We start from the raw sequence: 26,452 nt of genomic DNA, 5'->3' as shown, positions 1-26,452 counted from the left end.
GACTATGGCAGAAAACAAAATACTTCTGGTAGAAGATGACCAAAACTTTGGCGATGTCCTGCGCTCCTATCTGGAAATGCACGACTATGATGTCACCCTGGCCACTGATGGCGAACAGGGGCTGGAAAAGTACAACGAAGGGACTTATGACCTCTGTATTTTTGATGTTATGATGCCTAAGAAAGATGGCTTCACCCTGGCTAAAGATATTCGGGAAAAGGATCAGGAAATGCCGATCATTTTCCTCACCGCGAAGACCATGAAGGAGGACGTGGTTAAAGGCTTTAAAATCGGAGCTGACGATTATATCTCCAAACCTTTCAATTCGGAGGAGCTGCTCTTCCGCATTCAGGCTATACTCAAGCGGAGTCAGGCCAAAGCAGACCCCAGAGAGGAAATCAAAGAGTTTACGATTGGCAAATACCATTTTAACTTCCCGTTGCGCATCCTGACCTTCGACACCGATGGACCGGATGAGGAGCAGAACAAGCTCTCGCCTAAGGAAGCGCAACTGCTGCGTATGTTTGCCATGTACATGAACGATATCCTGCCGCGTTCGGAAGCCCTGACCAAAATCTGGGGGGAAGACAACTACTTCACCGCCCGAAGTATGGACGTTTTCGTTACCAAACTGCGCAAGTATCTCAAAAAAGATGAAAATATCGAAATCGTCAATATTCACGGCAATGGCTTCCAATTGCTGGTGCGGGCAGAGGAGGGCGCATCAAAATAAAAGACGGTTCAGGTGGGTTTTTCCACTTTTTTTAGTTCTGCTTGTCGATTCATTTGGCAGTAAATGAACAAATAAGTATATTTGTGAAACTGCAATACTTAAATACAGCAGGCTTCATTCAAAAGCCTGATCAAGAATAGTTTTTGGGATTATGATTCCGGCTGGGTAGAAAAATACTACCTGGCCTTTTTTTATGCCTGCAATCGCCTATTTTTGCGACTAAAAGCCGTGTACAAATCCCTGCTCAAACCTTTCTTCTTCCGCTTCTCACCGGAGCGGGCCCATCATATTACCCTTAGCCTTTTCAATTTTGGATTGTCGGTGCCAGGCGTTGGCGCGTTGCTGCGGCGTATATACCGCTATCAGCATCCTGCCCTTCGCCGCGAGCTCTTCGGGCTGACTTTTGAGAACCCCGTTGGGCTGGCTGCCGGGTTTGACAAAGACGGAAAACATTATCGCACAATGGCGCACCTGGGCTTTGGCTTTATCGAAGTGGGCACGGTCACCCCAAAAGGACAGTCCGGCAACCCACAGCCCCGCCTATTCCGCCTGCCCGCTGACGAGGGCCTCATCAACCGGATGGGCTTCAACAACGATGGCGTGGAAGCGCTCGTAGAACGCCTGAAGCGGTACGGTAAGCCCAAAGGCGTTATCATTGGCGGCAACATCGGTAAAAACAAAGTGACCCCCAACGAGCAGGCGGCTGATGACTACGTGAAATGCTTCGAAGCGTTATTTCCGTATGTCGACTACTTCGTGGTCAACGTCAGTTCGCCCAATACGCCCAACCTGCGCGACCTTCAGGAAAAAGAGCCCCTGTCAAAGCTGCTTCAACTGCTACAGGATCTCAACCGGGCTAAGCCGGCCCCTAAGCCTCTCCTCCTCAAAATCGCTCCGGACCTTACCGATGGGCAACTGGACGATATCCTCGATATTGCCCGGGAGACGCAGCTCGATGGCCTCATTGCCACCAATACCACAATCAGCCGGGAAGGCCTGACCACGCCCACCGCAAAAGTGGAAGCCATAGGCGCCGGAGGGCTCAGCGGACAGCCAGTCAAAGCGCGCGCTACGGAGGTTATCCGCTACCTGGCACAGCGCAGCAACGGGGGCTTCAAAATCATCGGCGTGGGGGGCATTAGCAGCCCCGAGGATGCCATCGAAAAGCTGGATGCCGGTGCTGACCTCATCCAAATCTACTCCGGCCTGGTATACGAAGGCCCAGGGCTGGTGCGGCGGATTAATCAGGCACTGGCTGCACGGTAGGTTGCCCGAAATGGGATTCACGCAGCGGACGCTAAGGTGCACGCGGAGAGCGCGAAGTTTCAAGCAGCGCACGCGGGGTATTACGGAAGTTGCCCTTACGCTGCGACCTTTGCGCGATCTCTTCCTCCCCTTTGCGTGAACCCTCCTGCCCCTCCAATACTCACATTATAAAAAACCACTATGGCATCGTTTTTGAAGTAAATATTTCGCCTGCTTAGTAGGACCATTCAGCATCGCTGATCGAAAATTTCTGCAGCGCATTTATCTATTGCTTAAACCAACTTCAATACCATGCAAGAGCGTACTTACCGCCTCTATCAGGACATCCGGTTCTGGCTGGCCCTGGCGTCTTTCTGCCTACTCCTTTGGATGACCATGAAAGGCTATCCGGTGTGAAACCAACGGTTCCTGATTACAAACAGCAGCCCCGCTAAGTGACCAATGGATCAGCTTGGCGGGGCTTTGTTTTCAGTAGGCGGACTCAATTAGTGGCGTTATTTTCCGTACCTTTAGGGAGTATAGAAAAGTTGAATATGGCTAAGGAATTCAATGTCACGGGTACTTGCTATCCTGCTATGCATTATATGGCGGACATTAGCGCCAAACTCGGGCATATTTTGGAAATGGTGGAGAAAGGCCGGTATTTCACCATCAACCGACCCCGGCAGTACGGCAAAACCACCATGCTGGCTACACTAAACGGGGCGCTTTCAAACAGCAGTGCGTACCTCCCCGTAAGAATGAACTTTCAGGGCATTGACAGTAAGTGGCATGAAACAGACGCTGCTTTTGCGCAAATGGTGCTCAGCCATATGAAAACAACCCTGGAATATCAGGATAAGCAACTATTTGAAGTTATTCAGGAAAAAGAGGCGGAGGTCGATGGAATGGATGGGCTGTCAAGGTTAATCACACACCTGGCGCATCGGTCCAGGAAAAAACTGGTCCTGCTCATCGACGAAGTGGACGCAAGCAGCAACTACTGGCCCTTTCTCCGCTTTCTGGGCATGCTGCGGAGTAAATACCTTGACCGGTTCTCTCCCCAGCATGCGACCTTTCACAGCGTGGTACTGGCGGGCGTGCATGATGTAAAGTCACTGAAATCCAGAATCCGGCCGGGAGAAGACAATACCGGGCAGTACAACAGCCCCTGGAATATCGCTGCTGACTTCAAAGTAACGATGAGCTTTTTGCCAGAGGAGATTGTGCCTATGCTGGAGGACTTCGCACAGGAACAGCACGTGCAACTCAGTGCTCCGCATTTAGCCGAAAGACTATACTACTACACTTCCGGCTATCCCTTTCTGGTGAGCAAGCTTTGCAAAATTATGGCGGAGGACATCCTGTTGGCAAAAACAGAAAAAGTATTAACTGAAGCCGACCTGGAGCAAGCCGTACAGCAATTGCTGCGGGAAGACAATACCAACTTCGAGAGCCTGATCAAAAACCTCGAGAACAATCCGGAACTGTACAACCTGGCTTTTCAGGTGATTATAAATGGAGCAAACATACCTTTCAATCCGGATGAGCCCATAACGGCAATGGGGCGTTTATACGGTATTTTCAAGTCTAACGGGCGGCTCAGCATTCACAACAGAATTTATGAGCAACGCCTGTACAGCTACATGACGGCAAAGTACTATCGGGAACAACTCAGTCAGGAACAAGAAGTTTCTCCGGGCCTCTACACCACCCCCGATGGACAGGGGCTCGACCTGGAGCGGGCACTGCTCCGCTTTCAGCAGTACCTGCGCGAGCAGCACAGCAAACGGGATGAGCATTTTCTGGAACGGCACTGGCGCCTCGTCTTCCTGGCCTTTCTAAAGCCGATCATCAACGGCAAAGGGCATGACTTTAAGGAGGCACAAATATCCGAAGAAAAGCGGCTGGACGTCGTTGTCACCTACAATCATCACAAATATATCATAGAGCTCAAACGCTGGTACGGGGAGCAGGCGCATCAGCGCGGCTTGCTGCAACTCGCCGACTACCTGCAGCGGCAAGGCATGGACGAAGGCTACCTGCTCATCTTCGACCCACGCCGTCAGGGGGACGTGCCGGCGCATGAGTGGCAGGAAGTGGAGGGGAAGCGGGTGTTTGTGGTTTGGGTGTGAGGTTCTACGCCACCACCTCCTTCACCACCTTCAAGCTCAAGTCCAAACTCTGGGCCGAGTGTGTCAGCGCACCTACAGAGACGTAGTCCACGCCCGTCAGCGCCACTTCCCGGACGTTGTGGATGTTGACGCCACCGGAAGCCTCCGTTTCAAAGCGCTTGTTGACGGTATGAACGGCTTCAGTCATGAGCGGGAGCTCAAAGTTGTCAAGCAGGATGCGGGTTACCTGGCCGACTTGCAGCACTTCGTGCAATTCCACCAGGTTGCGCACCTCAACGGTCACACCAAGGTCAGTGCCCTTCTCTTTTTGGTAGGCCGCTACCTGCTCAATGGCTGAGGTGATGCTACCACAGGCATCAATGTGGTTGTCCTTGATCATAATCCAGTCGAAGAGGCCGAAGCGGTAGTTGTCACAGCCGCCCAACTTCACCGCCAGTTTTTCCAATGGGCGGATCAGCGGCGTGGTCTTACGCGTATCGAGGATGGTCACATTCAGGTCTTCCACCTCAAATTTGAAGCGGTTGCTCAGGGTAGCGATACCGGTCATTCGCTGCATGGTATTGAGCACGAGGCGTTCGGCACGCAGCAGTGCCTGCGCATTACATTCTACCTCAAAAGCCACATCGCCGTAGCTGACGGGCTGACCGTCTTTCACCTTTGGGGTGAAGGTTGAGCTGGGGTCCACATGCCGAAAAATATAAGCAGCGACGTCCATACCGGCGATCACGCCCGGGTCTTTGACATACAGGCGGGCTTTTGACCGGGCATCTGCCGGAATACAAGCCAGTGAAGTATGGTCACCATCGCCCACGTCTTCTTTTAATGCCTGTGTAACGAAAAATTCGAGGTAGTCTTGGAGTTCTGCCATATTTGTGCTCATGCCCGGTCTGTTTTTTAGTACCCGTTTTCAGCAGCGCTCATATACGCTGCCGTTATGCTTTCGGGCCGCAAAGGTACAGCTTTTCAGGTAAATTTGCCAGTACTGCTAAAACATAGCCCGAATAAGGTTGCACGCAAAGACCACGAAGGATTCCAAGGGCTGACCTTAGCTCTGCGTGAACCCCTCCGAGGTGCCCCTCCCCTAAAACAGCACACCAAGCCGAAGGATAATACCCCGGACCACCCCTTTACTGTCTTCTTTATCCTGATTAGACACGCTATTGTCCAAGTAAACTTTATCATCATCCTTGGTGGCATCCGTGAAGCCGAATTGCAGACCGATGCCCGCGACCAGGGAAGTGCTCTCAGAAACACTATACTCAATACCGCCATTCAGGCCCCAGAATAAATTGAAAAGGCGGACATCTTCACGAATATTAATGTCGTTACAAAGTTCATCGTCATCAGCGTTACGGATATCCCCTTTAGCCTGAGTACGGAAGCCAATGCCGAGATTAGGCTCCATAAAATAGCGGATGTAGCCGAATTCCCGGGTGCGCATCTTGAGCCCGACCGGGATTTCTACGTACTGTACAGAATATTTTAAGTTCGGCGCCTGCTGCTCTTCCATGAAAAGAGCGCACTCAGCAGGTACGTCCGAATTTACCCAGTATTGGCCGGTATTAGAGTGCAAAAGCGTGCCCCCGGAGTTGAAAGAGAAGCCGAGCCCTGTGCTCAGCGCATAATTTTCCTGGAAGTAAAACTCGCCCATCAGCCCCAGCTTCAGGCCCAGGTTGGTACCATTGGTGCTGATGGTGTTCTTGTCAGTGGACATCCAGTTGAAAGCCGGGCTGAGCTGAAAGCCAAAGCGGACCGCTTGCTGAGCCTCAGCAAAGGTGGAAAGGCCTAGCAATAAGGCAGCAAAAACAACAATTTTTTTCATTTTCTTAAGTTTTTGTAAGCAGGTGAGGCATTATGAGGTTACGCTTTAGAGCTGCTATGTGAGCAACTCCTTGCTGCCCCTAAAATGCAAAAATAGCCGTCCCCGGCTAAACTTACCGGCAAAATATAAAAAACACAACGTTAATGTTTAACGCATTAGCTTTAGCTTCGCGGCTTTGAGCGGCGGATAAACACCAAACAGCGCAACTTTTAGCCCTTCAAAATCGGGTGCGCCATGGACCGCAAGGGTGCTGTGGCCCGGTTTTGCAGCGCTTTCGGCGCAAGCCGTCCTGTCAAATGGGCAGGGCCAATCATCAACATCAAACTCAATCTCTATGAGCGCAAAACGGATGCAATTGTTCGCTTTTTTTATTTCAGTTACGCTGATTTGGGGCTGCCAACTGGAAGAGCAGGAGTTTATTCCAGATGTTTCGGGTATTGAAGCCGAGGTAGATATCCGCCGCTTCGATCAGGCCCTTTTTCAGCTGGATACCAATGATATGCAGCCTGAACTGCAAAAGCTGATGGAGGCCTATCCGGAGTTGAGCACCCTTTACTTTACGCACATTCTCCGGGCCAACGACCCCCGTACGGCCCCGGACGGGCCGGCACCATACGTGAAAGGGTTTCTGCAACATGAATCAGTACGCAACCTTTACGATTCCGTGCAGGTACATTATCCGAATATGTCGGATATAGAGGCGGAGCTGGAGCAGGCTTTCCGGTTTTTTCAGTATTATTTCCCCGATGAGCCGGTGCCTAACGTTTCCACTTTGATTTCGGAGTACGCCATAGCGGCTTTTGTGTACGGTGAGAACGACCTGGGCATTTCACTTGATTACTTCCTCGGCCAGGACTACCCTTACCAAAAGCTCAACCCCCGCGACCCGGCTTTTTCCGCTTACCTCACCCGTACTTTCAACCGGGAGCACCTGACCTCCAAAGCCATTCAGACCCTCATCAATGGCCTCGTGCCTCCCGCCCGGCAGCAGCGCCTCCTCGACCTGATGGTCAATAACGGCAAAAAACTATACATCCTTGATAAACTGTTGCCTTATGCGCCCGACAGCATTAAGCTGGAAGTTACCGGCCCGCAGGCGGAGTGGCTGGAAGACAATGAGTTGGAAATGTGGGCCTTCTTAATCAAGGAAGACCTGATGTACGAAACCGACAACCGGAAAATCCGGAAATTGGTAGACTACAGCCCCCATTCGCCCGGTATGCCGGAGGAAGCCCCCGGCCGGACCGCCAACTGGGTGGGCTGGCAGATTATCCGCGCTTACATGGAAAAGCACCCGGAAACCACAATGCAGGAACTCATTGCGCTGGAAGATGCACAGGGCCTGCTTGACGCAAGCCGCTACAAACCGGGCCGGTAAGCGACCGGAATTTTGTATATTTGCATACTTCGAAAACAGTGATGCATGAGCAATTTTGTTGTTTCCGCCAGAAAGTACCGTCCCACCCGCTTCGATGAAGTGGTTGGGCAACAGCACGTTTCGCTTACGCTAAAAAATGCGCTGCAAAACGACCACCTTGCGCATGCGTTCCTCTTTTGCGGCCCACGGGGCGTGGGTAAAACCACCTGCGCCCGTATCCTGGCCAAGGTGCTCAATTGCCAGAATGTAACCGAAGACCACGAGCCCTGTGGTGTTTGTGATTCCTGTAAGGCCTTCAGCCAGAACGCTTCCTTCAATATCACAGAGCTCGATGCGGCCTCCAACAACAGCGTGGAGCACATCCGGGCGCTCATTGAGCAGGTGCGCTTTCAGCCGCAGCAGGGCAAGTATAAGATTTTCATCATTGATGAGGTCCACATGCTTTCTCAGCAGGCCTTCAATGCTTTCCTGAAGACCCTGGAGGAGCCACCTTCCTATGCCATCTTCATCCTGGCCACCACGGAGAAGCACAAGATTATTCCTACCATTCTGTCCCGTTGCCAGATTTTTGACTTCCGGCGTATACAGGTACAGGATATGGTGGAGCACCTGCAAAGCATTTGTGATACCGAAGATATTCAGGCCGACCCGGATGCCCTCCACATCATTGGCCAGAAAGCAGACGGTGCGCTGCGCGACGCCCTGTCTATTTTTGACCGCATCGTGTCTTTCAGTGGCAACCGCATTACCTACGAGGATGTCATCGAGAACCTCAATGTGCTCGACTACGACTACTACTTCCGGCTTGTGGATGCCCTGCTGAAAGAGGACCGTAATCAGGTACTGCTCATTTTTGATGAAATCCTGCGCAAAGGCTTTGACCCCGACCTGTTTATTAATGGTTTGGCCGAGCACCTGCGCAATGTGCTGGTTTGTAAAGACGCCCAAACCCTAACCCTGCTTGAGGTCAGCGGTGGGCTGAAAGACCGGTATGAGCAGCAGGCACATTTGCTGCCCGCCCATTTTTTGCTTACAGCACTCAATATTGCGAATGACTGTGACCTGGGTTACCGCCTGGCGCGCAACAAGCGTTTGCATGTGGAAATGGCGCTGCTCAAAATGACCTATATCAACCGGGCCTTCCAGCTTTCTGAAACACAGCTGTCTGCGCCTGTCCCGGAAAAAAAAACGGCTGACGTAAGCACCTCCGACCCGCCACCGCCGGTGCCGGTGCCGGTTTCTACCCCCGCTGCCAAGGCGGTACCGGCTGCACCCGAAGCACCGGAACCGGCGGATCCGCCCGAAGTAAAGGAAGAAAAGCCTGTTACGCCTACTCCCGTGAAGGCCACTAAGCATGTGCTGCCTAAGATGAAAAAGCTCAACGATATGCTGGCGGAGATCAAGGAGGAGGAAGCACAGTCTACCGTTGAGGAATCGGGAGGGCCGATTACCCTGGAGCGGGCACAGGAAGCCTGGGACAACTACATCGAAAATAGCGAGCAGGAATCGGTGAAGGTGATAATGCGCAATGCCGAGCTGGGGCTGCTGGGGGAGCAGGAGCTCAAAGTCATCGTCTCTTCTAATCTGGCGGAAAATACCGTCCGGCAGGAAGATGGCCTGATTGGGCACCTTCGGGAAATGTTGAAAGCACCGGGTATCGTGATGCGGGTGGAGGTCGATAAAAGCAGTGCCCCGGAGCCCCCTCCCAAACCCAAACGGCTGATGAGCAGCAAAGATAAATACCTGGCGATGCGCGAAACCAATCCCTTGCTGCAGGAAATGCAAAAACGGTTTGACCTGCGGCCGGACGAATAGGGTGTTAGCCGGCCTGGGAACCTCCGGAAATGTTCCCGCCCGGACATTTTCAATATCTTACTTCCAAAATGACGAACCCTGCCCGGCGTTTAACCATTTGATGAGCTTATCTTGAAACCGGTGCGCTGCCGAAAACCAAACCTGTGAGGCGACTATGAGCGATCAATCCCTTTGGTACTTAGAAAACATCGACCTGAGCGGTATCCTTTGCCCCCGCAAGATCAAACGGGGCGACCTGGAAACCCATGAACATAAGGTATTTGAAAAAGGCAGCTACATTTATCTGCCCGATGAGTACGCCGACCGCATGTTCTTCATCACAGAGGGCCGGGTGAAAATTGGCACCTACAGCGAGCAGGGCAAGGAGGTAACCAAAGCAATAATTGGGCCCGGCGAAGTGTTTGGGGAGCTCTCAATGATCGGTGAAGACAAACGCCACGATTTTGCCTACGCGATGGAAGCGACCCGTACCTGTGTAATGACGGTGGAGGACATGAAAGCCATGATGCGGGAGCACGATGCGCTGTCTTTGTTCCTGATGCGCACAATGGGCTCGCGCATGCTGGAAATGGAAAACCGCCTGCAGTCGCTGGTCTTCAAGGATTCCCGTACCCGTATTATTGACTACCTGCTTGAATTGGTACGCAAAAAAGGGCAGCGTATCGGGTACGAAATGCTGGTCCGCAAATTCCTCACCCATCAGGAAATCGCCAACCTGACGGCCACTTCCCGCCAAACGGTGACCACCGTGCTCAATGAACTGCGCAATAAAGAAATACTGACCTTTGACCGCAAGCGGCTGCTCGTACGCGATATGGAAGCCCTGGAAAAGGAAAAATAAAGTCTATCTCCTGTTTTTAACGCTGTACTGTGTTACCTTTGCGCCTCAAAACATCAACTTTGGCACGGATTCTTAGCATCGATTATGGGACAAAACGCACGGGGCTGGCCGTAACGGACCCTTTGCAGATCATCCCGACCGGGCTGGATACGGTGCCCACGAGCGAGCTGGAAACTTACCTGCAAGCCTACCTGGCACAGGAGGAAGTCGAAACCATCGTGGTAGGCGAGCCGCTTTATCCCGATGGCAACCCGGCTCAAATTCACCACATGGTGGTCGGGCTGGCCCGCAAATTGCGGAAACTTTTTCCCGGGGTAGAAGTTGTTATGCAGGATGAGCGTTTTACCTCCGAGGAGGCTAAAGCGGTGATCCGCCAAAGTGGTGCCCGACAGAAAAAGCGGAAGGACAAAGCCCTGATCGATAAAGTGAGCGCTGTCCTCATCCTGCGGGATTATCTTGAACAAAACCGGTACTAATTTAACCATGATACTGCCCATTTACGCATACGGACAACCGGTCCTGAAGAAGGAAGCCGAAGACATAAAGCCAGATTATTCCGGGCTCGAGGAGTTGATTGAGAATATGTGGGAGACCATGTACTTCGCAGAAGGAGTTGGTCTGGCCGCGCCGCAGATCGGCCGTTCTATCCGCATCTTTATGATAGATACGGCACAGGTAGAACGGGAAGACCGCGAAGAGGAAGGGATCAAGAAGGTCTTCATCAATGCCCATAAGGTAGAAGAGGGCGGCAACCCCTGGCCTTACGAGGAAGGCTGCCTGAGCATCCCGGATGTGCGTGGCGAAGTGGAGCGCCCGGCTCAAATCCGCCTGCGCTATATGGATGAGGAATTCCAGGAGCACGAAGAGGTATTCACCGGCTTCAATGCCCGCGTCATTCAACACGAATATGACCATATTGATGGAATCCTGTTTACCGAGCACCTCAAGCCGATCAAGCGCCGCCTCGTACGCCGTAAACTGGACAGCATCAAAAAGGGCAAAGTGAAAGTGGACTACAAGATGAAGTTCCCCAGGTAGCTACCTGCCCCCTTTTTTCTCACTTGCGCCCGAAGTCAGCCGGGATTTCGCCCCAGCGCTCCGTGTCCCATTTCAGGATAGGGTTGTTGTAGGTATTGTTGCGCAACCAGTATTCTGCCCGTGTAATCAGCTCGTGCAATATTTTGGTCTTCGCATTTTTCACCAGCTTGGTATTGGCCTTTTTGCGCCTGACCCAGCCCATAGCCGTTTTGGAGTCTGTATATATAGGAGTGTCTTTCCCCTGTTGCTGTAGCAAGGCCAATGCATGGACAATAGCCAAAAACTCACCAATGTTGTTGGTCCCCAGGCTGAATTTTTTATGAAAAATGGGCGCTTCGTTTTTCGTATCCACCCCCTGATATTCCATCACGCCAGGGTTGCCGCTGCAGGCTGCATCCACGCTTATGCTGTCCCAGACAATTGCTTTGCGCGCTTCCTCGGAGACCACCGGCTTGGCTTTGCGCTTCGAAGGGCTGCCGCTCGCGATATGGTCAGTGAAATTGCCCCGAAGGGCGGCCTCGGCCTCCTCACGGCTCGTGAAAGACTTGTACCGGGCATTCGGGAACCCCTTAATTTGCGCCTGACAGGCAGCCCAGGAGTCATAAACGCCCGGTGTGACGCCTTCCCAGACCGTGTAGTATTTTTTCTTCTTCGCCATGTCTTATCGTTTCGCCCCCAAGATAAGGCACATCCAACAGACCATTAGTGTTTTTCTTTAGCCAACCTGCCCGCCCGGGCTATTCCCCCCTTTTGGGAAGGAAGCAACCCCGGCGGAGGATTTTCAACTTCCGCTTCCCACCAAAACGCCTTCCAATTGAATCATTACCTTTGCAGCGTTGTTAGAAAACACAAAATAAATTCATGAGGCTGATAGACACGCACGCGCATTTGTATTCAAAAAAGTTTGATGCAGACCGGACCGAGATGATGGACCGGGCCATGGAGAGTGGCATTGACCAGTTTTTTCTGCCCAATATCGATAGCACTTCCATTGAAGGCATGTTGCAGTTGGAGCAAGACTACCCCGGACAGTGCTTTGCCATGATGGGCATCCACCCTTGTTCTATCAAAGCGGATTACAAGGAGGAGCTGGCAGTTGTGGAAAAGTGGCTGGGCGAGCGCCCATTTTGCGCTGTAGGCGAAATTGGCATCGATCTGTACTGGGACAAGACGCACTTCCGGCAGCAGCAAGATGCCTTCCGGCAGCAGATCAAGTGGGCGAAAGCCCTTGATATCCCGATTGTCATCCACTCCCGGGATGCAACGGCAGAGGTTTTGGAGATACTGGAAGAGCAGAAGGACGATCGCCTGCGGGGTATTTTCCACTGTTTCACCGGCACCCTGGAGGAAGCGCAGCGTATAATAGCACTGGATTTTTACCTGGGCATAGGCGGTGTGGTAACTTTTAAGAACGGGGGTCTTGATAAAGTGGTCAAAGATATCAGCCTGGACCATTTGGTATTAGAGACGGATGCGCCCTATCTTGCACCCGCGCCAAAGCGGGGCAAGCGGAACGAAAGTGCCTACGTTCGCCTGGTCGCGGAGAAGGTCGCAGCCGTGCAGGAAGTACCCTTTGCAGAAGTTGCTCGACGGACCACCGCAAATGCGGAATCCATTTTCAAAGTGGGCCAATTGGCGTCCAAAGTGGTGCTCGAAAACAAATAAGCAACAAAGAGAACCGTCACTAATTAGGATTTATAGCATCTTTTTGCAATTTTTGTGCGCCTTGATATTGGCAAAAGAAGCTTAATAATTATATTTGCTCATGCGCCACTGGAAGTAGTGGTGCTGAAATGTTGAAAGGAGAGGTGCTCGAGTGGCTGAAGAGGCACGCCTGGAAAGCGTGTATACCGTAACCCGGTATCGAGGGTTCGAATCCCTCTCTCTCCGCAAGCGCAACATCTGTAGCTGGAATTTCCGGAGCAGATTTTGTACAATTTCCAACTTTGAACTGGTTTGACTAACTTTTAAAAAACAATCGAAAAAACCTTATTGACTATGCGAAAATTAATAGCACTGCTGCTGGTACTCGGCTTAGCAGTTTTTTCCGGGAATTTCGTGTATGCTCAGGATGGCGATACCGACCCTACTGCAACTGAGCAAATGGAGGATTCCACCACTGCTGCTGAAGCAGAAGTAGACCCTATCGAGCCTGAAGCACCTGCTGTTGACGCAGGAGACGAAGAAGAAGCAGCTGCCGAGCAAAGCGGCTACCAAGTGCTGAAAAAGTACTTCATCGATGGTGACTGGCGCTTTATGAGTTTCGTACTCGTGTGTCTGATCCTTGGTCTTGCGTTCTGTATTGAGCGTATCATCACACTGAACATCGCAACCACGAACACAGACAAATTGCTCTCCCGTATTGACGAGCACCTCAAGTCTGGTGACGTACAGGGCGCTATGGAAGTTTGCAAGTCTACTCAGGGTCCAACAGCCAGTATCCTTTACGAAGGGTTGAAAAACGCTGATGACGGCGCTGAGGCAGTTGAGAAAGCCATCGTTTCTTACGGTAGCGTTCAGATGGGCTTGCTGGAGCGTGGTCTGGTTTGGATTTCTCTTTTCATCGCAATTGCACCGATGCTTGGCTTTATGGGTACAGTAATCGGTATGATTCAGGCATTCGACCGTATCGAAGCCGTTGGTGATCTTTCTCCTTCTGTTGTGGCGGGTGGTATTAAGGTAGCACTCCTGACGACTGTATTCGGTCTGATCACTGCGATTATCCTGCAAATCTTTTACAACTATATCGTTTCCAAAATTGACGGTATCGTGAATAAGATGGAGGATGCATCTATCGCACTGGTAGACATCATGGCGTCAAACAACATTTTCAAGCAGTAAGAGAAACCAACTATTATGTATAAATTTCTAACCAAAAACGGTCAGACCCTGGCCTTCGGTTTAGGAGTTCTGATAACCGCTGTCTTTATGATCTCTGTGGTCTCCAATATGGGCGAGTTCACAGCGATGGCGGATGATAAACAAATGGAAACGACCATCTTTGACTTTGGCTTGTACGGTGCAATTGCTTTGGCAGTCATCGCAGCTGTCGCAATGGTCGTATTCGGTTTGTTTCAGGTTGTAACCAGCTTTAAGAGTTCCATGAAAGGAATCCTTGGCTTTGCAGCCCTGTTGGTTATCTTCTTTGTCTCCTATTCCATGACGGATACTAATGTTACTCCTTATATTCAGGGCGCCATAGACAAATTCGAGCAGGGAGGAGCTGTGTTCACCGATGAGAACCTTAAGTTCATCAGCGGTGGTATTTCCACAACCATCGTATTGGTGGTAGTGGCTGCAGCTGCCTTTGTTATTTCTGAGATTACTAATTTGTTTAAATAATAAGGCATTATGGCAAAAACGAGCACCAGAGATCGGATGACTAATGAGATCAATGCAGGCTCTATGGCCGATATTGCCTTCCTGCTGCTGATCTTCTTCCTCGTAACGACGACTATCGTTGAGGATAAAGGTATCACGGTAAAGCTGCCGCCCTGGTCAGAAGAAGAGCCTGATATTACCAAGCTGAAAAAACGTAATGTTTTCTCAGTGCTGGTTAATGCGCAGGATCAGCTTTTGGTCCGTGGTGAACCCACACGGGTGGAGGGGTTGCGTGAGCTCGCTAAAACGTTCATCAGCAATCCTAACAAGGATGAGACCATGTCTGAGAAGCCAACCAAAGCGATCATTTCACTCAAAAACGACCGGGGTACTTCCTACGATGCCTACCTCATGGTCTACAATGAGTTGAAAGCGGCTTATTCCGAGCTTTGGGATGAACTCAGTCAGCGCAGATACGGCATTCCTTATAGTGATGATATGCCGTTTGCGTACCGAAAAGCGATACGGGAAGAAATACCTTTTGTACTCTCGGAAGCTGAACCAACAGCCTTCGGTGAAGAGTAGACGGTATGGGGAGAAGGCCTAAGCGCTTGTCCCCTTAGTCGAAAAACTACCGCCTTATTTCTTTCACCTTTTGCCTTCGGGCAATCAAAATTGATTTACCATGGGTAAGTTTTCTAAAAAGAGAGGAAAAGCTAAACCAGAAGTTTCTACGGCTTCACTTCCTGATATCATCTTCATGCTACTGTTCTTCTTTATGGTCGTAACCGTACTGAGAGATGCAGAGTTGATGGTAAAGGTGTCTACGCCTTACGCATCTGAGCTCACTAAGCTGGAAGAAAAATCGCTGGTTAATTACTTGTATATCGGCCGGCCTACGCAAAAGTACATCGCTACTTACGGCACCAAGCCAAGGCTTCAACTCGGCGATAAGTTCGCTACCATTTCTGATATCCCACTGTTTCTGGAAAAGCACAAAATCAAAGTGCCGGAAGCACGTCACGGTCAGATTACTTCTTCCCTCCGTGTAGATGGTGAGGTAACTATGGGTATCGTATCGGATGTCAAAACGCAGCTCCGGAAGTCCGGTCAGCTGAAGGTGAACTACTCCGCTAAGAAAGATCCGAACGCGAAAAATTAGCAGAAGACTAATCATTTCCTCATAGAAAAGCGCCTTTTACCGGATAATTATCCTGGTGAAAGGCGCTTTCTGCTTTTAGAGCTTGTTGGGATTCCGCTTTTGGTGTGAACGTAACCAAGTTTTGTTCTGATCAAGGCATGAGACATTCAAGAATGGGATTAAAGGGACCCAATCTTGAATCACATAGCCTTAGTTACGTGACCGATCTGCCCGTGTCCCGTCGCCTGTCGGCTTTGGCCACCAGAGACCGTACCAAGACTATGACAGGCGGGAGCGCAACGAAAAGCAGGACGAAATCTGGCAAGAGCAGCCCAAAGTGTGAAATCCCAACAAGCTAAGAGCAGAGGTACTTACCGGAGCCGGTCCATAGAGCGTACCAGCTTGTCATCCTTCTTGATAAACCGGTAAGCCAGAAAGCAGAAGAATACCGCAAGGAGCGGGAACACCGCACCAAAAGCAAACTCAACCGCCTCCTTGCCGGCCTCCGTCAGGTTTTGCGTAAGGTAGTAAATCGCAAAGACGAGCCCGCCGATGTTCAGGATCAAAGCCGAAAGGCTTGCTTTAGATTGTAGCCCCCGGTTGCGGAAAAGGAAAATGGCAATAAGGGCCAGTGCGCCCGCCAGGCCAAAGAGTACAGAAAGCCCCACCTGATCATCCACATTGTAAAGGGCATCTCCAAAAATCATCGAGCTTTCAATCGCCTGTGGTGTTTTGGCGAAGGGCAGCCCGAACAGCCCTAATGAAGCACCTCCTGCCAGTAGCAGAAAAATGGATTGAATTCTTTGAATCATAGTCTGTTTCGGTTGTTTGGGGCGAAGATAAGGATCATTTGATATACTCTCAGCGGCAGGCCGTATATTCGCTGCACGCTAAAATGGGAACAGCCTTGCCAAAGCAATCGTCAATACACTATCAGCTCAGTTACTGGGAACACACTTCCTTCTTTTCCAATATCGATCTCCTCATCGTTGGGGCGGGTATTGTGGGGCTGAGTGCTGCCCTGCGCGCGCGCGAACGAGCCCCAAAGGCTAAAATTCTGGTATTGGAGCGTGGGCCCCTGCCCGTAGGCGCAAGTACGCGTAATGCCGGCTTTGCCTGTTTTGGCAGCGTCTCTGAATTGCTGGATGACATGCAGCAAGACCCCGAAGATGAAGTTTGGGCACTGGTGGAACGCAGGTGGAAAGGCCTGTTGCGTTTGCGGGGCCGCCTGGGCGATACCGCCATCCGGTACGAACCTTTGGGAGGCTATGAATTATTCCGCCCCGAAGAAGTGGAGCGCTACGAAACCTGCGCCAGTCATATCGCTGCCTTCAACCAATCGCTTCAACCCATCACAGGGCTGAAGGCCACCTATCAGCTGGCGCATGGAGCTGCTGCGGACTTTGGGCTGAACGGCGTTCGCTACCTCATTAAAAACCAGGCAGAGGGTCAACTGCATACGGGCGAGCTGGTTAAGGCACTACTCGAAAAAGTGCAAGCGGCGGGTATTACCATCTACACTGGGTTAGGGGTAGAAGCGCTCCACGATACGGGAGGCGGTGTGGAAGTGGAGACGGCCTCGGGCTGGTCCATCAACGCCGGGCAGGTATTGGTCTGTACCAATGGCTTTGCGCCGCAGTTGCTGCCCGGTGTGGAGGTGCGCCCGGCCCGCAATCAGGTACTTATCACGCAGCCTGTCCCTCAGCTTAAAGTCAAAGGGGCTTTCCACTATGACCGGGGGTATTTTTACTTCCGCAATATCGACAATCGCATATTGCTGGGCGGGGGGCGTAACCTGGCAGCGGAGGCCGAGACGACATCTACTTTTGGCACCACGCCTCTGATCCGTGCAGCCCTCGTCCGGTTGTTGCAGGAAGTCATCTTGCCGGGGCAGGAAGTGGAAGTTGCGCGTTGGTGGAGTGGGATTTTGGGTGTGGGGCAACGCAAACGCCCTATCATTGAGCCTGTTTCCAGCCGGGTGGCCGCTGCCGTCCGCTTAGGGGGCATGGGCGTTGCTATAGGCGCTTTGGTAGGAGAGGAGGGCGCAGACCTGCTGCTGGGGTAGCCTGGTGCTCTGTAAAGTATGAAAACTGGGTGACTGGAGATGAGCAGAAGGAGTATCGTTATAACATGCGACTTCTTCGAAGTCTTACTAGTGCCACCGGCACTAGCTTGGCTCCACTCTTTATTTCACACTTGACAAAGCGCTACTCTTCTTGCTGTACAATCTCAAACCGCTGCTCCAGCCGGTGCCCCTGTTCATCAACTAAAGTAAGCAAATGAGCCCCCGGGGACGGGTCGAGCTCCATACTGTGAAAACTGAGGGTAGTGCCTAGGAATGCTTCATCGAGGTGCCAGTAGATTGCCGTCTCCGGAGAGCGGTGGGCTACCATGAACACCGTACGGGAGCGGCTACCATCCAGGTCCCGGGGTACCAGGATACGGGTAGGGTATTTGGGGTAGATGAGTTCCATAGGCGTGCCACCGGTATCCTCACAGCCCGGATAGTAAGGCGGGAGTGGGGTATAGCCCGGATCATGCCGGACATAGTAGTGGGCTTCTGTGGGTGGAAGCACAAACCAGGGCACGGCTTGCATGAGTGCCGGAGGGTAACAATCGGCGTGTACCCGAAAAGACCGGGTGCTGTCTAAGTGGACAAGCTCGTGGTAAGGGCAGGGCCGCAATCCGGTAGCCGTCCGGGGCACTGCGACGGTATCCTTAGGGCAAATGGGCTGCGCCTGATAGCCACTCTTCCGGCAAATGACGGTATTTTTGAGGTTGTCATACGGCGTGGCGAACCAGTCGCCTGAGACGGGCAGGAGCTTGAAGAGGTCAAACAAAACAGGCGCTGCAGCCTTTACGCCCACCAATCCGGGGCGGCCTTCACCATCTGCATTTCCGGCCCAGACCCCCACGGCATAGCGCGGGGTTACCCCAATGGCCCAGGCATCCCGGAAACCAAAGCTGGTGCCGGTTTTCCAGGCAATGCGCCGACTTGATTCAAAGGTCTTCCAGCCTCCTTCTGATGAGGGGCGCTCTACCTGCTGCATCGCCTGAAAGGTGAGCCAGACTGCTCCCGCGCTCATGGGTTGTGGTGCATCTTGCACCGGAACGGAAGGTACCGGAGCAGGGAGGTATTTTGGAGCATGAAAGTCATTAGGGTTGTATGCGCCATTCAAATCGTAGGTGTGGTTAAGCAAACGGGCCATGCTGGCATAGGTGCCGGTAATTTCCCAAAGGGAGCCCTCTGCGCCACCCAGTACCAGGGGCAGACCGTAGTGCCCGGGTGGGTGCACCAGCGTGGTCAGCCCAATTTGCTGCAGGCGGTAGTGGAATTTTTCCAAACCGTAGGCAGACAGCAACTGCACCATCGGTACATTGAGCGAACGGATCAATGCGCGTTCTGCCGTGACCGCCCCATCAAAATCTTCATGGTAATTCTCGGGCTGATACCCGCTGAGCCGCATCGGGATGTCAGACAGCAGCCGCTGTGGCGTAATCAGCCCTTCCTGCAGGGCAAAAGCGTACAGAAAAGGTTTGAGGATACTGCCCGTGCTTCTCGGTGCCGGAATGATGTCCACCCACTCGTCATGCACGGTGCCTGCCCCAATGATATTGCCGACATAAGCCAGAACATTCCCGGTCTCCACATCCAAAACCAGCGCAGCAAGATTGTGGACTTCATTAGCACTCAGCTGTTCCTGATGTCTACGCAGGAGGCTGTTCACTTGTTGTTGTAATTGAGCGTCGAGGGTTGTTCTCAACCGGCCAGACTGCCCGTGTGACAGGACGCTGCCCAGTAGATGTGGGGCATGCTGCGGCAGGGGCAGGGGGGCATTGGGTAGCGGCTCCTCTAAAGCCAGTTCAAGGGTAAGGGCATCGAGGTTACCCTCCTCCGCCAGCCTTTGCAACAGCCGGTTGCGCTTTTGGAACAGGGCCTGCCGGTTGCGGGCAGGGTGGATCAGTCCGGGCTGATTGGGCAGTACCGCGAGCATAGCGGCCTCGGCCCAAGAGAGTAAAGAAGGGGGTTTGCCAAAGTAGCGCCAGGCCGCTGCTTCCAGCCCCACTACATTGCCGCCGAATGGAGCGTGCGTTGCGTAAAGCTTCAGGATGTCTGATTTTGAATACCCTAGTTCCAGGCGGGTAGCGAGAATCAGTTCCTGGACTTTCCTCAAAAAAGTACGTGGCGGATTTTCCTGAGACATTCTAATAACCTGCATGGTCAGCGTGGAGCCACCACTAACGATGCGGCCTGCCCGCAGGTTTTGTACGATTGCCCGCCCCAAACCAATAGGGTCGAAGCCGGGGTGATGGTAGAACCGTTGGTCTTCAAAGGTGAGCAGGGCGGTTTCGAAGCGTTCCGGAATACGGTCTGGTGGAGGAAAACGCCACTGTTCGTCGGCAGCAATACGGGCATTGAGCAGTTGCCCGTCCCGGCTTTCCAAAACCACGCTCAGCGGGGCATCGAACAGCGGACGGGGCAGGCAAAAAGCGTACCATATAAGAAATGACAGGCTCACCAGCAGCCCTACCCATTTTCTGGGGGTCAGGTGTTTAGTCAACAACTTTCCAGCTGTCTTTGTACCGCTCCAGCACATACGCCTCGGTCAGCTTCTGACGGGGGTTGTTGGGGAACCAGGCTAAAAGCGTGATACTCATACGGTCCCCGCGGAAAGCACCGCCGATCTCAATGATGCCGCTATCCCGGGCTTCGCTGGGCAGAAAACCCTCTTCACCGGGAAATATAAGGTGGACATCAATATCCATCCCTTCCAGGTCTGTATCCCGCAGCTGTTTGAACAACCGGGTAAAGTGCGGCGGATTGGTCATAGTGATGGCGTTATGGCGAAGGTAGACTATTTCCTGGCCTGCCCATTCTGACTGCAGCACTTCAGCGACTTCCGGGTATTCCAGCGTAGCCTGAATACATTGGGCTAAATCTGCTTTATCCTGAGCGGTAGCCAGGAAAGGGAGTGCCCCAAGGGCGATGATTAGGAGTGTAGCTTTCATCTGTAGGTTTTGATTTTTAATGTCAGCATCGATTGTATCGTATTTCCAGCACCGAAATTAAGGGTTTTTGTCTAAAACTAATCTTTGTCCGGCTTTCACCGCTACCTCTGACCCTATCGCCAGGAATACGGAAGATGGCGTTTCTGCCAGTGGTGCTGCAAAGGCTTCGCCATAGAGCGCTTCGATATCGCAGTCGATCTGGTAGTCCACTACCGGTCGGAGTTCCCATGAGGGGTGCACCACTTCGTACTCAGTAGTGCCATGCCTGCCTCTTCGGGCGTAGCCCCAGTAGTGCTCTGCAATAAACTGTTCTTCGCTGCCATCCAGCAGTGGCTGCGGGGTGCCCTGTGTGGTGACTTCAAGTTTGTTCCAGCGCCCCTGAAACCGCCATTCGTATCTAAACTGCTGCTGTACGGTGCTTTCTTCCCACTGGTAGCGCATAGGCATCGCAGCGTAGCGTTCGCCGTAGAGGCTGTTTGCTACCCAGGTGATGGCGCGCTTGGGCACAATCTCACTGATGAAAACCACACCCCGCTTCCAGGTGCCGGCATCATTATAGCGGACATAAAACCGCAAATTGACTTCTTCAAAGCGCTGATGAAAGGGAATGGGCAGTCCAAGTACCCGGGTCCGGTCGAATAAAAAGCCGACCAGGCTGGCGTAGCAACGCCCGTTCCAGTTGTCGAGCTCGGTACCGGGCGGAACATAAGGTTCCAGTAAGGCCGGTTCTACCAGGTAGTTGGCCATGATCAGGTTGCGCCATTGGGCGGTGAGGAATGTTTGTGCCATAAAATTAAAACGCTGTTGAGCTGTACATGTTGCTGGGAGCGCTTATTTCCGAAGTGCTGCTTCCATACGGCTGAGCAAGACTTCGCCATTCTTAGAAAGGGAGAGATCGGTATAGCCCTCTACACCGGCATGGCGCAAAACCAGCAGCACAAAATTATCCGCCAGAATTTCATCAGGATGAATGATGTAGCCGGTGTTGTCGGCAATTTGATCAAAAAAACCGAGGGCCGCCTCTGGCTTAACACCTTCGGCCAATACGGTATAACCGCTGTCTGTTGGTGCCAGCGGGTAAAGCCGGAAGTCGATGTAGTCAAAGTAAGACTTGCCCGGGTAGGTATCGGTAGTATCTGCGGTGATGACAGAGACATAGGACTGGGCTTGCCCTGTGCTGTCAGTCAGCTCAATGGCGTAGCGGTGGTCGATGCCGTCCGGATTGAGCAATCGCCGTTGCAAGAGCGGGGTGGGGAAGTGGAGGGATGCATCAAGCTGTTCGTAGCCGATCAGTCTGTATAACTCGCTCCGCAAGTCAGACTGGTAGCGGGAAATGATATGGAAGAGTTCGTGCAACAGGACCGGCAGGAGTGCGCGGTTGCCTTCGTACAGCTCGTTTTGGGGTATAAAAACGGCTCTTTCCCGGGTAAAGTAGACCGACGGGCCAAGGGCGTCCGTCTCCATTTTTGCCAGGTATACCGTATCGGGCAGCAACTGAGGGTTCAGCGAATCGCAGTAGGCATAGGCTTGTTGAAGGGTGGCTTTCAGTAATGCCCGTTCTTCTGCCTCGAAGGGCATCGCTTGCCGCGCCAGGAAAGCCTGGTAATTATCATGTAGCGTAGCGGCGTCAATCACCGTATTGGTCGGCAGGTGCATCTGCAACAGCATATCAAGGGGGCTGATTTGCTTAAAGAAGCCCTCCTTTTCATCCGTCTGTATTTGGGCAGCTGCTGCGGTACTGTCCAGCAAAATAACGGTCTTGCCTGATACCGGCTGAAGCGTGCTTTCTACCTCTGGCGTGGGCTGACAGCTTAGGAGTACAATCGACAAAGCCAGTGGGCACCACCATTTCAGGAATAGCATAGATTTTGAATTATTGGAGGGCAAGATACGGATATGGTAAGCTCAATTTGAAAAGTTTCCTCTGGTACCGCCTCGCTCTTTTCGGATTTCGCTCAGCCTGCTTTGCTTTGTGCACTCACCGCCTGCCCCAATCAGGGCATTTATCCTGTAGGTGAAGTTATGCCAGGGCTGGCGAAAGCTTAACATTGCATTTCTCCTGCTGATTCTGTATCTTACCAAAAGTTCACTAACCGCTAAAAAACAGGTTTCATGTTTACACACACATTCCATCCGCCGAAGCCAATAGGCGAAGGAGGACACACACACACAAATATTGGGCATTTACCATGCTTGCCTTAGCCCTCTTGCCCACTACTGATACTTTGCACAGCCAAGAAGATACTTTCAATTATCCGGGCCTTATTCATGGGGTAGCCTATGAAGACGACCCCTCCACCTATACGATAAGGGTTATATTCAATTTCATTGATGGAAACGCCACTAGCCCAAGCCAGGCATGGTGGAGTACGCCAGAGAATGGTGACTATGTCCTGGCAGATGAAGCGAAAGCGGGCATGGCCAACCTGAACCATGCTTTTAATAGCCACGGTATTTTCTTTGTCCCTTTCGGGCAGGGGCACTGTGATGAGGAAGGGTATTACCATTCATTTATCAGGACAGACTTTGACGAAGACCCGGACTTATTCGGGGACCTGGATGGAGAACGGGCTAACCTACAACCCGCCAATGAGATCGCTCAGGCCTTAAATATCTATGTGCTTACCGACCAGGGGGCTATTGCCGGGCATGCTTATTCCATACCAAGTAATTATTTGCACGTACAGGGCAATGAACCACCGTTTGGGCTAGCGACCCGTTCGCCTCTATTGATACATGAGGTTGGCCATGCCCTGGGGCTTCTGCATACCCATGCGGGCACCGACAACCAACCGCCGGAATGTGACCCGTATAGCAACTCGCCCAATATACCACCGGGCTGTAGTTCCACACTCAATTTATGCTGTGGGGATTTTGTGGAGGAGACACCACCTAATAATCAGACAATACTAAATGCCCCTGCCGGCTGTGAGAATGAAACCGACCCTGATGATGAAACCCTGATCCGGAACTATATGAGCTACGTCGACGAAAGGGTTTGCCAGGACCAGTTTGTTGAAGAGCAGGTGCGCCGTATGAAGATGTATTTGAGGGAGTGGGGGGACGATTCAGGGAGCAGCGAGCTTTACGATATTCAATACCGGACGGTTTACCCAGGTGCCGTGCCTGCAGGTGTAACAGGCGATGTAATCGTGGAAAGCGGCGTACTGAGCTTGAATGCGCCTTTGGAGATGCTGCCTGAAGCCTCTATTACGGTCAAAGCAGGAGCAACATTAAGGGTGCTGACGAAGCTCACAAGCGCTTGCGGAGGGATTTGGGACGGGATTAAGGTAGAAAACGGGGGCCGGGTCTTCCTGCTGGGCAATGAAGGGGTTATTGAACACGCCAGGTGCGGCATAGAAGTTCTGGGAGGGGGCAACGCCCAGATTTGGGGCGGAAGCATAGTAAATTGCGTGCAAGGGCTCCGGATGCGACCCGGTGAAAACCCGCTTTCCCCGGAAGGGAAAATAGTGCTGGGCAAATTTTGGGTAGACGATTTTTACAGAGGGGGCGCAGCGTCCCCGGTTTTACTATCCTTGGGCCAAACTGAATATATAGAAATCCTGTTATCTGATTTTCTGGACCAAAGGGCACCCTGCGAGTCAATTGATTGCCCACTGCGTGCCGTTGGCATAAAGGCAGAAGATAGCGGGTTCCGAAGTGGGGGCAATTACTTCCATTTACTGGAGAAAGGCATCGATGCTGGCAACCTCACCTTAGGGCACGGTGCCCCACTCATTGAGGAGTGTAAGTTTCAGGATAATTTCACAGGGGTGCAAATCCTTAACAGCAGCTTCTTCGAAATTAGGGACAACCTGTTCGAGTTGACAACGGATTTGAATGATTACACGCCTTTCCAAGGCTATAAAGTCACAGGGGTATCAGTTTTGGGCTTGAGCGAAGCCCTGTCTGTACGGTACAACCGGTTTGAGCAGAGTTCATTAGATAGCGAAAACCAATTGTTTATATCTGAGGGCACCTACTGTGAAGGCACAGGCGAGGGGCTGGGGAACCAGGTTTCATACAATGAGTATTCCGGTATGCTGATAGGCAACGCTGCCAGGAATAATAACGGGAGTATGGAAAATGGGCTCGTTTACTTATGTAATGACCACGACCCCGAGGCCCAGCTGTCTCCGGGCCCCTCTTCGCCCTTAGAAGTTGCAGACTACAAAATCGAAGGGACAGTCAAAAACCCGCACTATGGTGTTGCAGGTAACAATGACATCGCCCCTTCAGGCAATATTTTTTCCCAAATTGGGCCGAGCATACTTTATGAAAGTAGTGGAGATAATCTTGAATATTACTATGATGGGAATCTCCCTCAGCATATCCCCCAGTTGTCTGAAGGCATTTTCCCAATCTCGGAAGAGGGATTTGATTTTTCAGATTACTGTGCAACTGAATCTTGCACCCCGCCCTGTGAACAGCCTCAGGATGACCCCGTTTTCCGGTTTTATGATCAAAAGAGCAAACGGGACAGTCTGAAGGAGGCCCTTAGCAGCTTAAGCGGGGCAGCAGCAACAGAAACACAGCTGAAGCTTCATGCCGCACGCTGGGCGATGGATGAAGCGGCTGGAGCGGCCTTGAAAGGATATGTACAGGACACTATAGCCGTAGCCTTGGATTCCGTTTACCAATGGCTGGGCCGGGCAAATACCTATGGCACGGCTTACTTGCTCGCCCGGGAGCATTTTTTGAAAGGCGATTTGGCGGCATTCGAAAAGATTTGGGCCGCTATTCCTGAGCAGTTCCTGCTGAATGAGGTACAAATCGATGAATACGAGGGTCTAAGCCAGGTGTTCAACTCTCTGAAGGGGCCGGTAATGGAGGGGGGCAACCTGGATAAATTACCCAATGCTGCCATTGAATCCTTGCAGCTCCTGACCCCGCATTGCAATGAAGCTGGCTTGCTGGCAGCGCATCTTTTGCACCGCAACGGCGTTGAAGCGGCCGCCAACTGCGCAGGCAACGCTGCGCCCAGCCTGTCATCAAAATCAGGGAGCCCACAATCCGCCTCAGAGAGCAGGGGTAAATTTAAAAGGAGCCATACGCAGCCATTGCGTATCTACCCCAACCCTTCCGATGGGACCATAAATGTCCATCTGCCCCAGGGGGTTCCGGGCGGGCAGCTACAAGTGTTTTCTTTGCAGGGGCAACAGCTATATACCCAAAACCTGGCAGGCAAAATATCCAGGGTAAAGCTTTCGCTGCCAGCGGGAATATACCTTGTGGCCGTAGCGCCAGCTTCCGGTACAGCCCCACTGCGCCAAAAAGTAGTATTGCGTTAACGCTAAAGAAGCAGCTATGATAAAGTCATATAACATTTGGGTCTTTGGAGCCTTTTTTCTTTTTTCCTACACTTTTTCTATTGCTCAACCGGTCAACCGTGCGGATGATTTTGGGTATGATTTCAATGATTACATCGATGCGGTTGTTGGGCACAATGGGGCGTTGATCGGTTTTGGCAGGGCCATGGAAGAGTTCGATGGAGTTGACAAAATAGGCGTCTTGCTGACCCAGTATGGCCCATCCAATGAAGTGCAGCTTCAAAACTTCATTACGGATACAGCGACGACCTCTGCCATTATAAATAACTTTGCAGTAGATTATCTCTACGGTGGCCTGATCCCAACCGGAGATGACGGGTATTTGTTTAATGCGGTGACTAGCAGGAATAATTCAATCATCGTCAAACTCAACCGCGACCTGCAGGAGGAGTTCCGCTACGAATATCAGGACAGCAATGTGATCAGCAATTTTACGGTAGTAGAGCCTATCGAACTGGAGAGCGGGTACCTGTTGTACGGTACTTCAAAGGCGCTTGATGGTTCCGGCGCCCCTTATGCCCGCCGGATTAATAAAGTTGGGGAGACCCAATGGGTACAGTATTACGGAGAAGAAGGTGCCACGGAAATCGTACAGGACGGCACGATGCAGGGGGACTCCATTCTGGTATTGAGTTGTACAAAG

General features: G+C 52.0%; 24 protein-coding genes and 1 tRNA gene. 17 read left to right on the top strand and 8 right to left on the bottom strand.

The features are described from left to right. The first annotated feature begins 4 nt into the window (after positions 1 to 4). From RIC19_RS14050 to RIC19_RS14040, 3 genes are all read left to right on the top strand, one after another. Positions 5 to 733 carry a response regulator transcription factor gene (locus RIC19_RS14050; protein ID WP_350178962.1) on the top strand — a complete coding sequence of 243 codons (729 nt, stop codon included), beginning with the start codon at positions 5 to 7 and terminating at the stop codon, positions 731 to 733. A gap of 228 nt (positions 734 to 961) precedes the next feature. Further along, positions 962 to 1,999, top strand: coding sequence for a quinone-dependent dihydroorotate dehydrogenase (locus RIC19_RS14045; protein ID WP_350178964.1), 1,038 nt, complete (start codon positions 962 to 964; stop codon positions 1,997 to 1,999). Positions 2,000 to 2,532: 533 nt separating this feature from the next. Then, positions 2,533 to 4,113 (top strand): AAA-like domain-containing protein, encoded by a 1,581-nt coding sequence (locus tag RIC19_RS14040; RefSeq protein ID WP_350178961.1) that lies wholly within the window; start codon positions 2,533 to 2,535, stop codon positions 4,111 to 4,113. 4 nt (positions 4,114 to 4,117) lie between these two features. Here the strand turns inward: RIC19_RS14040 and nadC are convergent, their stop codons facing one another. Together nadC and RIC19_RS14030 are read right to left on the bottom strand one after the other, a co-directional pair. Then, complete coding sequence (gene nadC, locus RIC19_RS14035) at positions 4,118 to 4,993, bottom strand: carboxylating nicotinate-nucleotide diphosphorylase (protein WP_350178960.1); 876 nt, start codon at positions 4,991 to 4,993, stop codon at positions 4,118 to 4,120. Positions 4,994 to 5,194: 201 nt separating this feature from the next. After that, positions 5,195 to 5,935 (bottom strand): porin family protein, encoded by a 741-nt coding sequence (locus RIC19_RS14030; protein ID WP_350178959.1) that lies wholly within the window; start codon positions 5,933 to 5,935, stop codon positions 5,195 to 5,197. 334 nt (positions 5,936 to 6,269) lie between these two features. Between RIC19_RS14030 and gldB the strand changes: the two genes are divergently transcribed. The 5 genes from gldB (at position 6,270) to def (ending at position 11,007) form a co-directional block, all read left to right on the top strand. Continuing rightward, positions 6,270 to 7,313, top strand: coding sequence for a gliding motility lipoprotein GldB (gldB, locus tag RIC19_RS14025; protein ID WP_350178958.1), 1,044 nt, complete (start codon positions 6,270 to 6,272; stop codon positions 7,311 to 7,313). Between the two features lie 45 nt (positions 7,314 to 7,358). Then, complete coding sequence (locus RIC19_RS14020) at positions 7,359 to 9,128, top strand: DNA polymerase III subunit gamma/tau (RefSeq protein WP_350178957.1); 1,770 nt, start codon at positions 7,359 to 7,361, stop codon at positions 9,126 to 9,128. A 154-nt stretch (positions 9,129 to 9,282) separates the two neighbouring features. Further along, the gene (locus RIC19_RS14015; RefSeq protein ID WP_350178956.1) at positions 9,283 to 9,969 is read left to right on the top strand and encodes a Crp/Fnr family transcriptional regulator; all 687 of its coding nucleotides are present in this window, start codon (positions 9,283 to 9,285) and stop codon (positions 9,967 to 9,969) included. A 59-nt stretch (positions 9,970 to 10,028) separates the two neighbouring features. Beyond that, complete coding sequence (gene ruvX / locus RIC19_RS14010; protein ID WP_350178955.1) at positions 10,029 to 10,445, top strand: Holliday junction resolvase RuvX; 417 nt, start codon at positions 10,029 to 10,031, stop codon at positions 10,443 to 10,445. A 7-nt stretch (positions 10,446 to 10,452) separates the two neighbouring features. Next, a complete protein-coding gene (gene def, locus RIC19_RS14005; protein ID WP_350178954.1) occupies positions 10,453 to 11,007 on the top strand; it encodes a peptide deformylase in 555 nt (184 codons plus the stop codon). A 19-nt stretch (positions 11,008 to 11,026) separates the two neighbouring features. On the opposite strand, the gene RIC19_RS14000 is transcribed toward def, so the two are convergent. After that, entirely contained in the window at positions 11,027 to 11,665 is a 639-nt protein-coding gene (locus RIC19_RS14000) for a ribonuclease H1 domain-containing protein (RefSeq protein WP_350178953.1), read from the bottom strand. 203 nt (positions 11,666 to 11,868) lie between these two features. Here RIC19_RS14000 and RIC19_RS13995 point away from each other — a divergent pair, with 203 nt between their 5' ends. The 6 genes from RIC19_RS13995 (at position 11,869) to RIC19_RS13970 (ending at position 15,490) form a co-directional block, all read left to right on the top strand. Next, positions 11,869 to 12,672 carry a TatD family hydrolase gene (locus RIC19_RS13995; protein WP_350178952.1) on the top strand — a complete coding sequence of 268 codons (804 nt, stop codon included), beginning with the start codon at positions 11,869 to 11,871 and terminating at the stop codon, positions 12,670 to 12,672. A 137-nt stretch (positions 12,673 to 12,809) separates the two neighbouring features. Then, positions 12,810 to 12,897 (top strand) — tRNA-Ser (locus RIC19_RS13990). A gap of 108 nt (positions 12,898 to 13,005) precedes the next feature. Continuing rightward, the gene (locus tag RIC19_RS13985; RefSeq protein ID WP_350178951.1) at positions 13,006 to 13,848 is read left to right on the top strand and encodes a MotA/TolQ/ExbB proton channel family protein; all 843 of its coding nucleotides are present in this window, start codon (positions 13,006 to 13,008) and stop codon (positions 13,846 to 13,848) included. 15 nt (positions 13,849 to 13,863) lie between these two features. Next, positions 13,864 to 14,349 (top strand): hypothetical protein, encoded by a 486-nt coding sequence (locus RIC19_RS13980; RefSeq protein ID WP_350178950.1) that lies wholly within the window; start codon positions 13,864 to 13,866, stop codon positions 14,347 to 14,349. Between the two features lie 9 nt (positions 14,350 to 14,358). Next, positions 14,359 to 14,913, top strand: coding sequence for an ExbD/TolR family protein (locus RIC19_RS13975; protein ID WP_350178949.1), 555 nt, complete (start codon positions 14,359 to 14,361; stop codon positions 14,911 to 14,913). Positions 14,914 to 15,013: 100 nt separating this feature from the next. Beyond that, positions 15,014 to 15,490, top strand: a complete 477-nt coding sequence (locus RIC19_RS13970) for an ExbD/TolR family protein (RefSeq protein ID WP_350178948.1) — start codon at positions 15,014 to 15,016, stop codon at positions 15,488 to 15,490. A 350-nt stretch (positions 15,491 to 15,840) separates the two neighbouring features. Here RIC19_RS13970 and RIC19_RS13965 read toward each other — a convergent pair whose 3' ends face one another. Next, complete coding sequence (locus RIC19_RS13965) at positions 15,841 to 16,281, bottom strand: DUF4293 domain-containing protein (protein ID WP_350178947.1); 441 nt, start codon at positions 16,279 to 16,281, stop codon at positions 15,841 to 15,843. Positions 16,282 to 16,376: 95 nt separating this feature from the next. Here RIC19_RS13965 and RIC19_RS13960 point away from each other — a divergent pair, with 95 nt between their 5' ends. Further along, positions 16,377 to 17,534, top strand: coding sequence for an NAD(P)/FAD-dependent oxidoreductase (locus tag RIC19_RS13960; protein WP_350178946.1), 1,158 nt, complete (start codon positions 16,377 to 16,379; stop codon positions 17,532 to 17,534). A 142-nt stretch (positions 17,535 to 17,676) separates the two neighbouring features. Here RIC19_RS13960 and pbpC read toward each other — a convergent pair whose 3' ends face one another. Genes pbpC through RIC19_RS13940 form a run of 4 tightly spaced genes read right to left on the bottom strand, consistent with a single transcriptional unit; the run spans position 17,677 to position 22,342 of the window. Next, on the bottom strand, positions 17,677 to 20,034 hold the full coding sequence (gene pbpC, locus RIC19_RS13955) for a penicillin-binding protein 1C (RefSeq protein WP_350178945.1): 2,358 nt from the start codon (positions 20,032 to 20,034) through the stop codon (positions 17,677 to 17,679). Then, complete coding sequence (locus RIC19_RS13950; protein ID WP_350178944.1) at positions 20,024 to 20,479, bottom strand: hypothetical protein; 456 nt, start codon at positions 20,477 to 20,479, stop codon at positions 20,024 to 20,026. The genes pbpC and RIC19_RS13950 overlap by 11 nt, the downstream gene beginning before the upstream one ends. 57 nt (positions 20,480 to 20,536) lie before the next feature. Continuing rightward, the gene (locus RIC19_RS13945) at positions 20,537 to 21,268 is read right to left on the bottom strand and encodes a YqjF family protein (protein WP_350178943.1); all 732 of its coding nucleotides are present in this window, start codon (positions 21,266 to 21,268) and stop codon (positions 20,537 to 20,539) included. 42 nt (positions 21,269 to 21,310) lie between these two features. Beyond that, entirely contained in the window at positions 21,311 to 22,342 is a 1,032-nt protein-coding gene (locus RIC19_RS13940; protein WP_350178942.1) for a hypothetical protein, read from the bottom strand. A 326-nt stretch (positions 22,343 to 22,668) separates the two neighbouring features. Between RIC19_RS13940 and RIC19_RS13935 the strand changes: the two genes are divergently transcribed. Together RIC19_RS13935 and RIC19_RS13930 are read left to right on the top strand one after the other, a co-directional pair. Further along, positions 22,669 to 25,770 carry a zinc-dependent metalloprotease gene (locus tag RIC19_RS13935; RefSeq protein WP_350178941.1) on the top strand — a complete coding sequence of 1,034 codons (3,102 nt, stop codon included), beginning with the start codon at positions 22,669 to 22,671 and terminating at the stop codon, positions 25,768 to 25,770. Between the two features lie 16 nt (positions 25,771 to 25,786). Further along, on the top strand, positions 25,787 to 26,452 hold a 666-nt coding region (locus RIC19_RS13930; protein WP_350178940.1), incomplete at its 3' end, for a hypothetical protein.

The organism is Phaeodactylibacter sp. (assembly GCF_040219495.1).
Classification (GTDB): Bacteria; Bacteroidota; Bacteroidia; order Chitinophagales; family Saprospiraceae; genus Phaeodactylibacter.
This window is presented reverse-complemented; position numbering and strand designations above follow the sequence as displayed.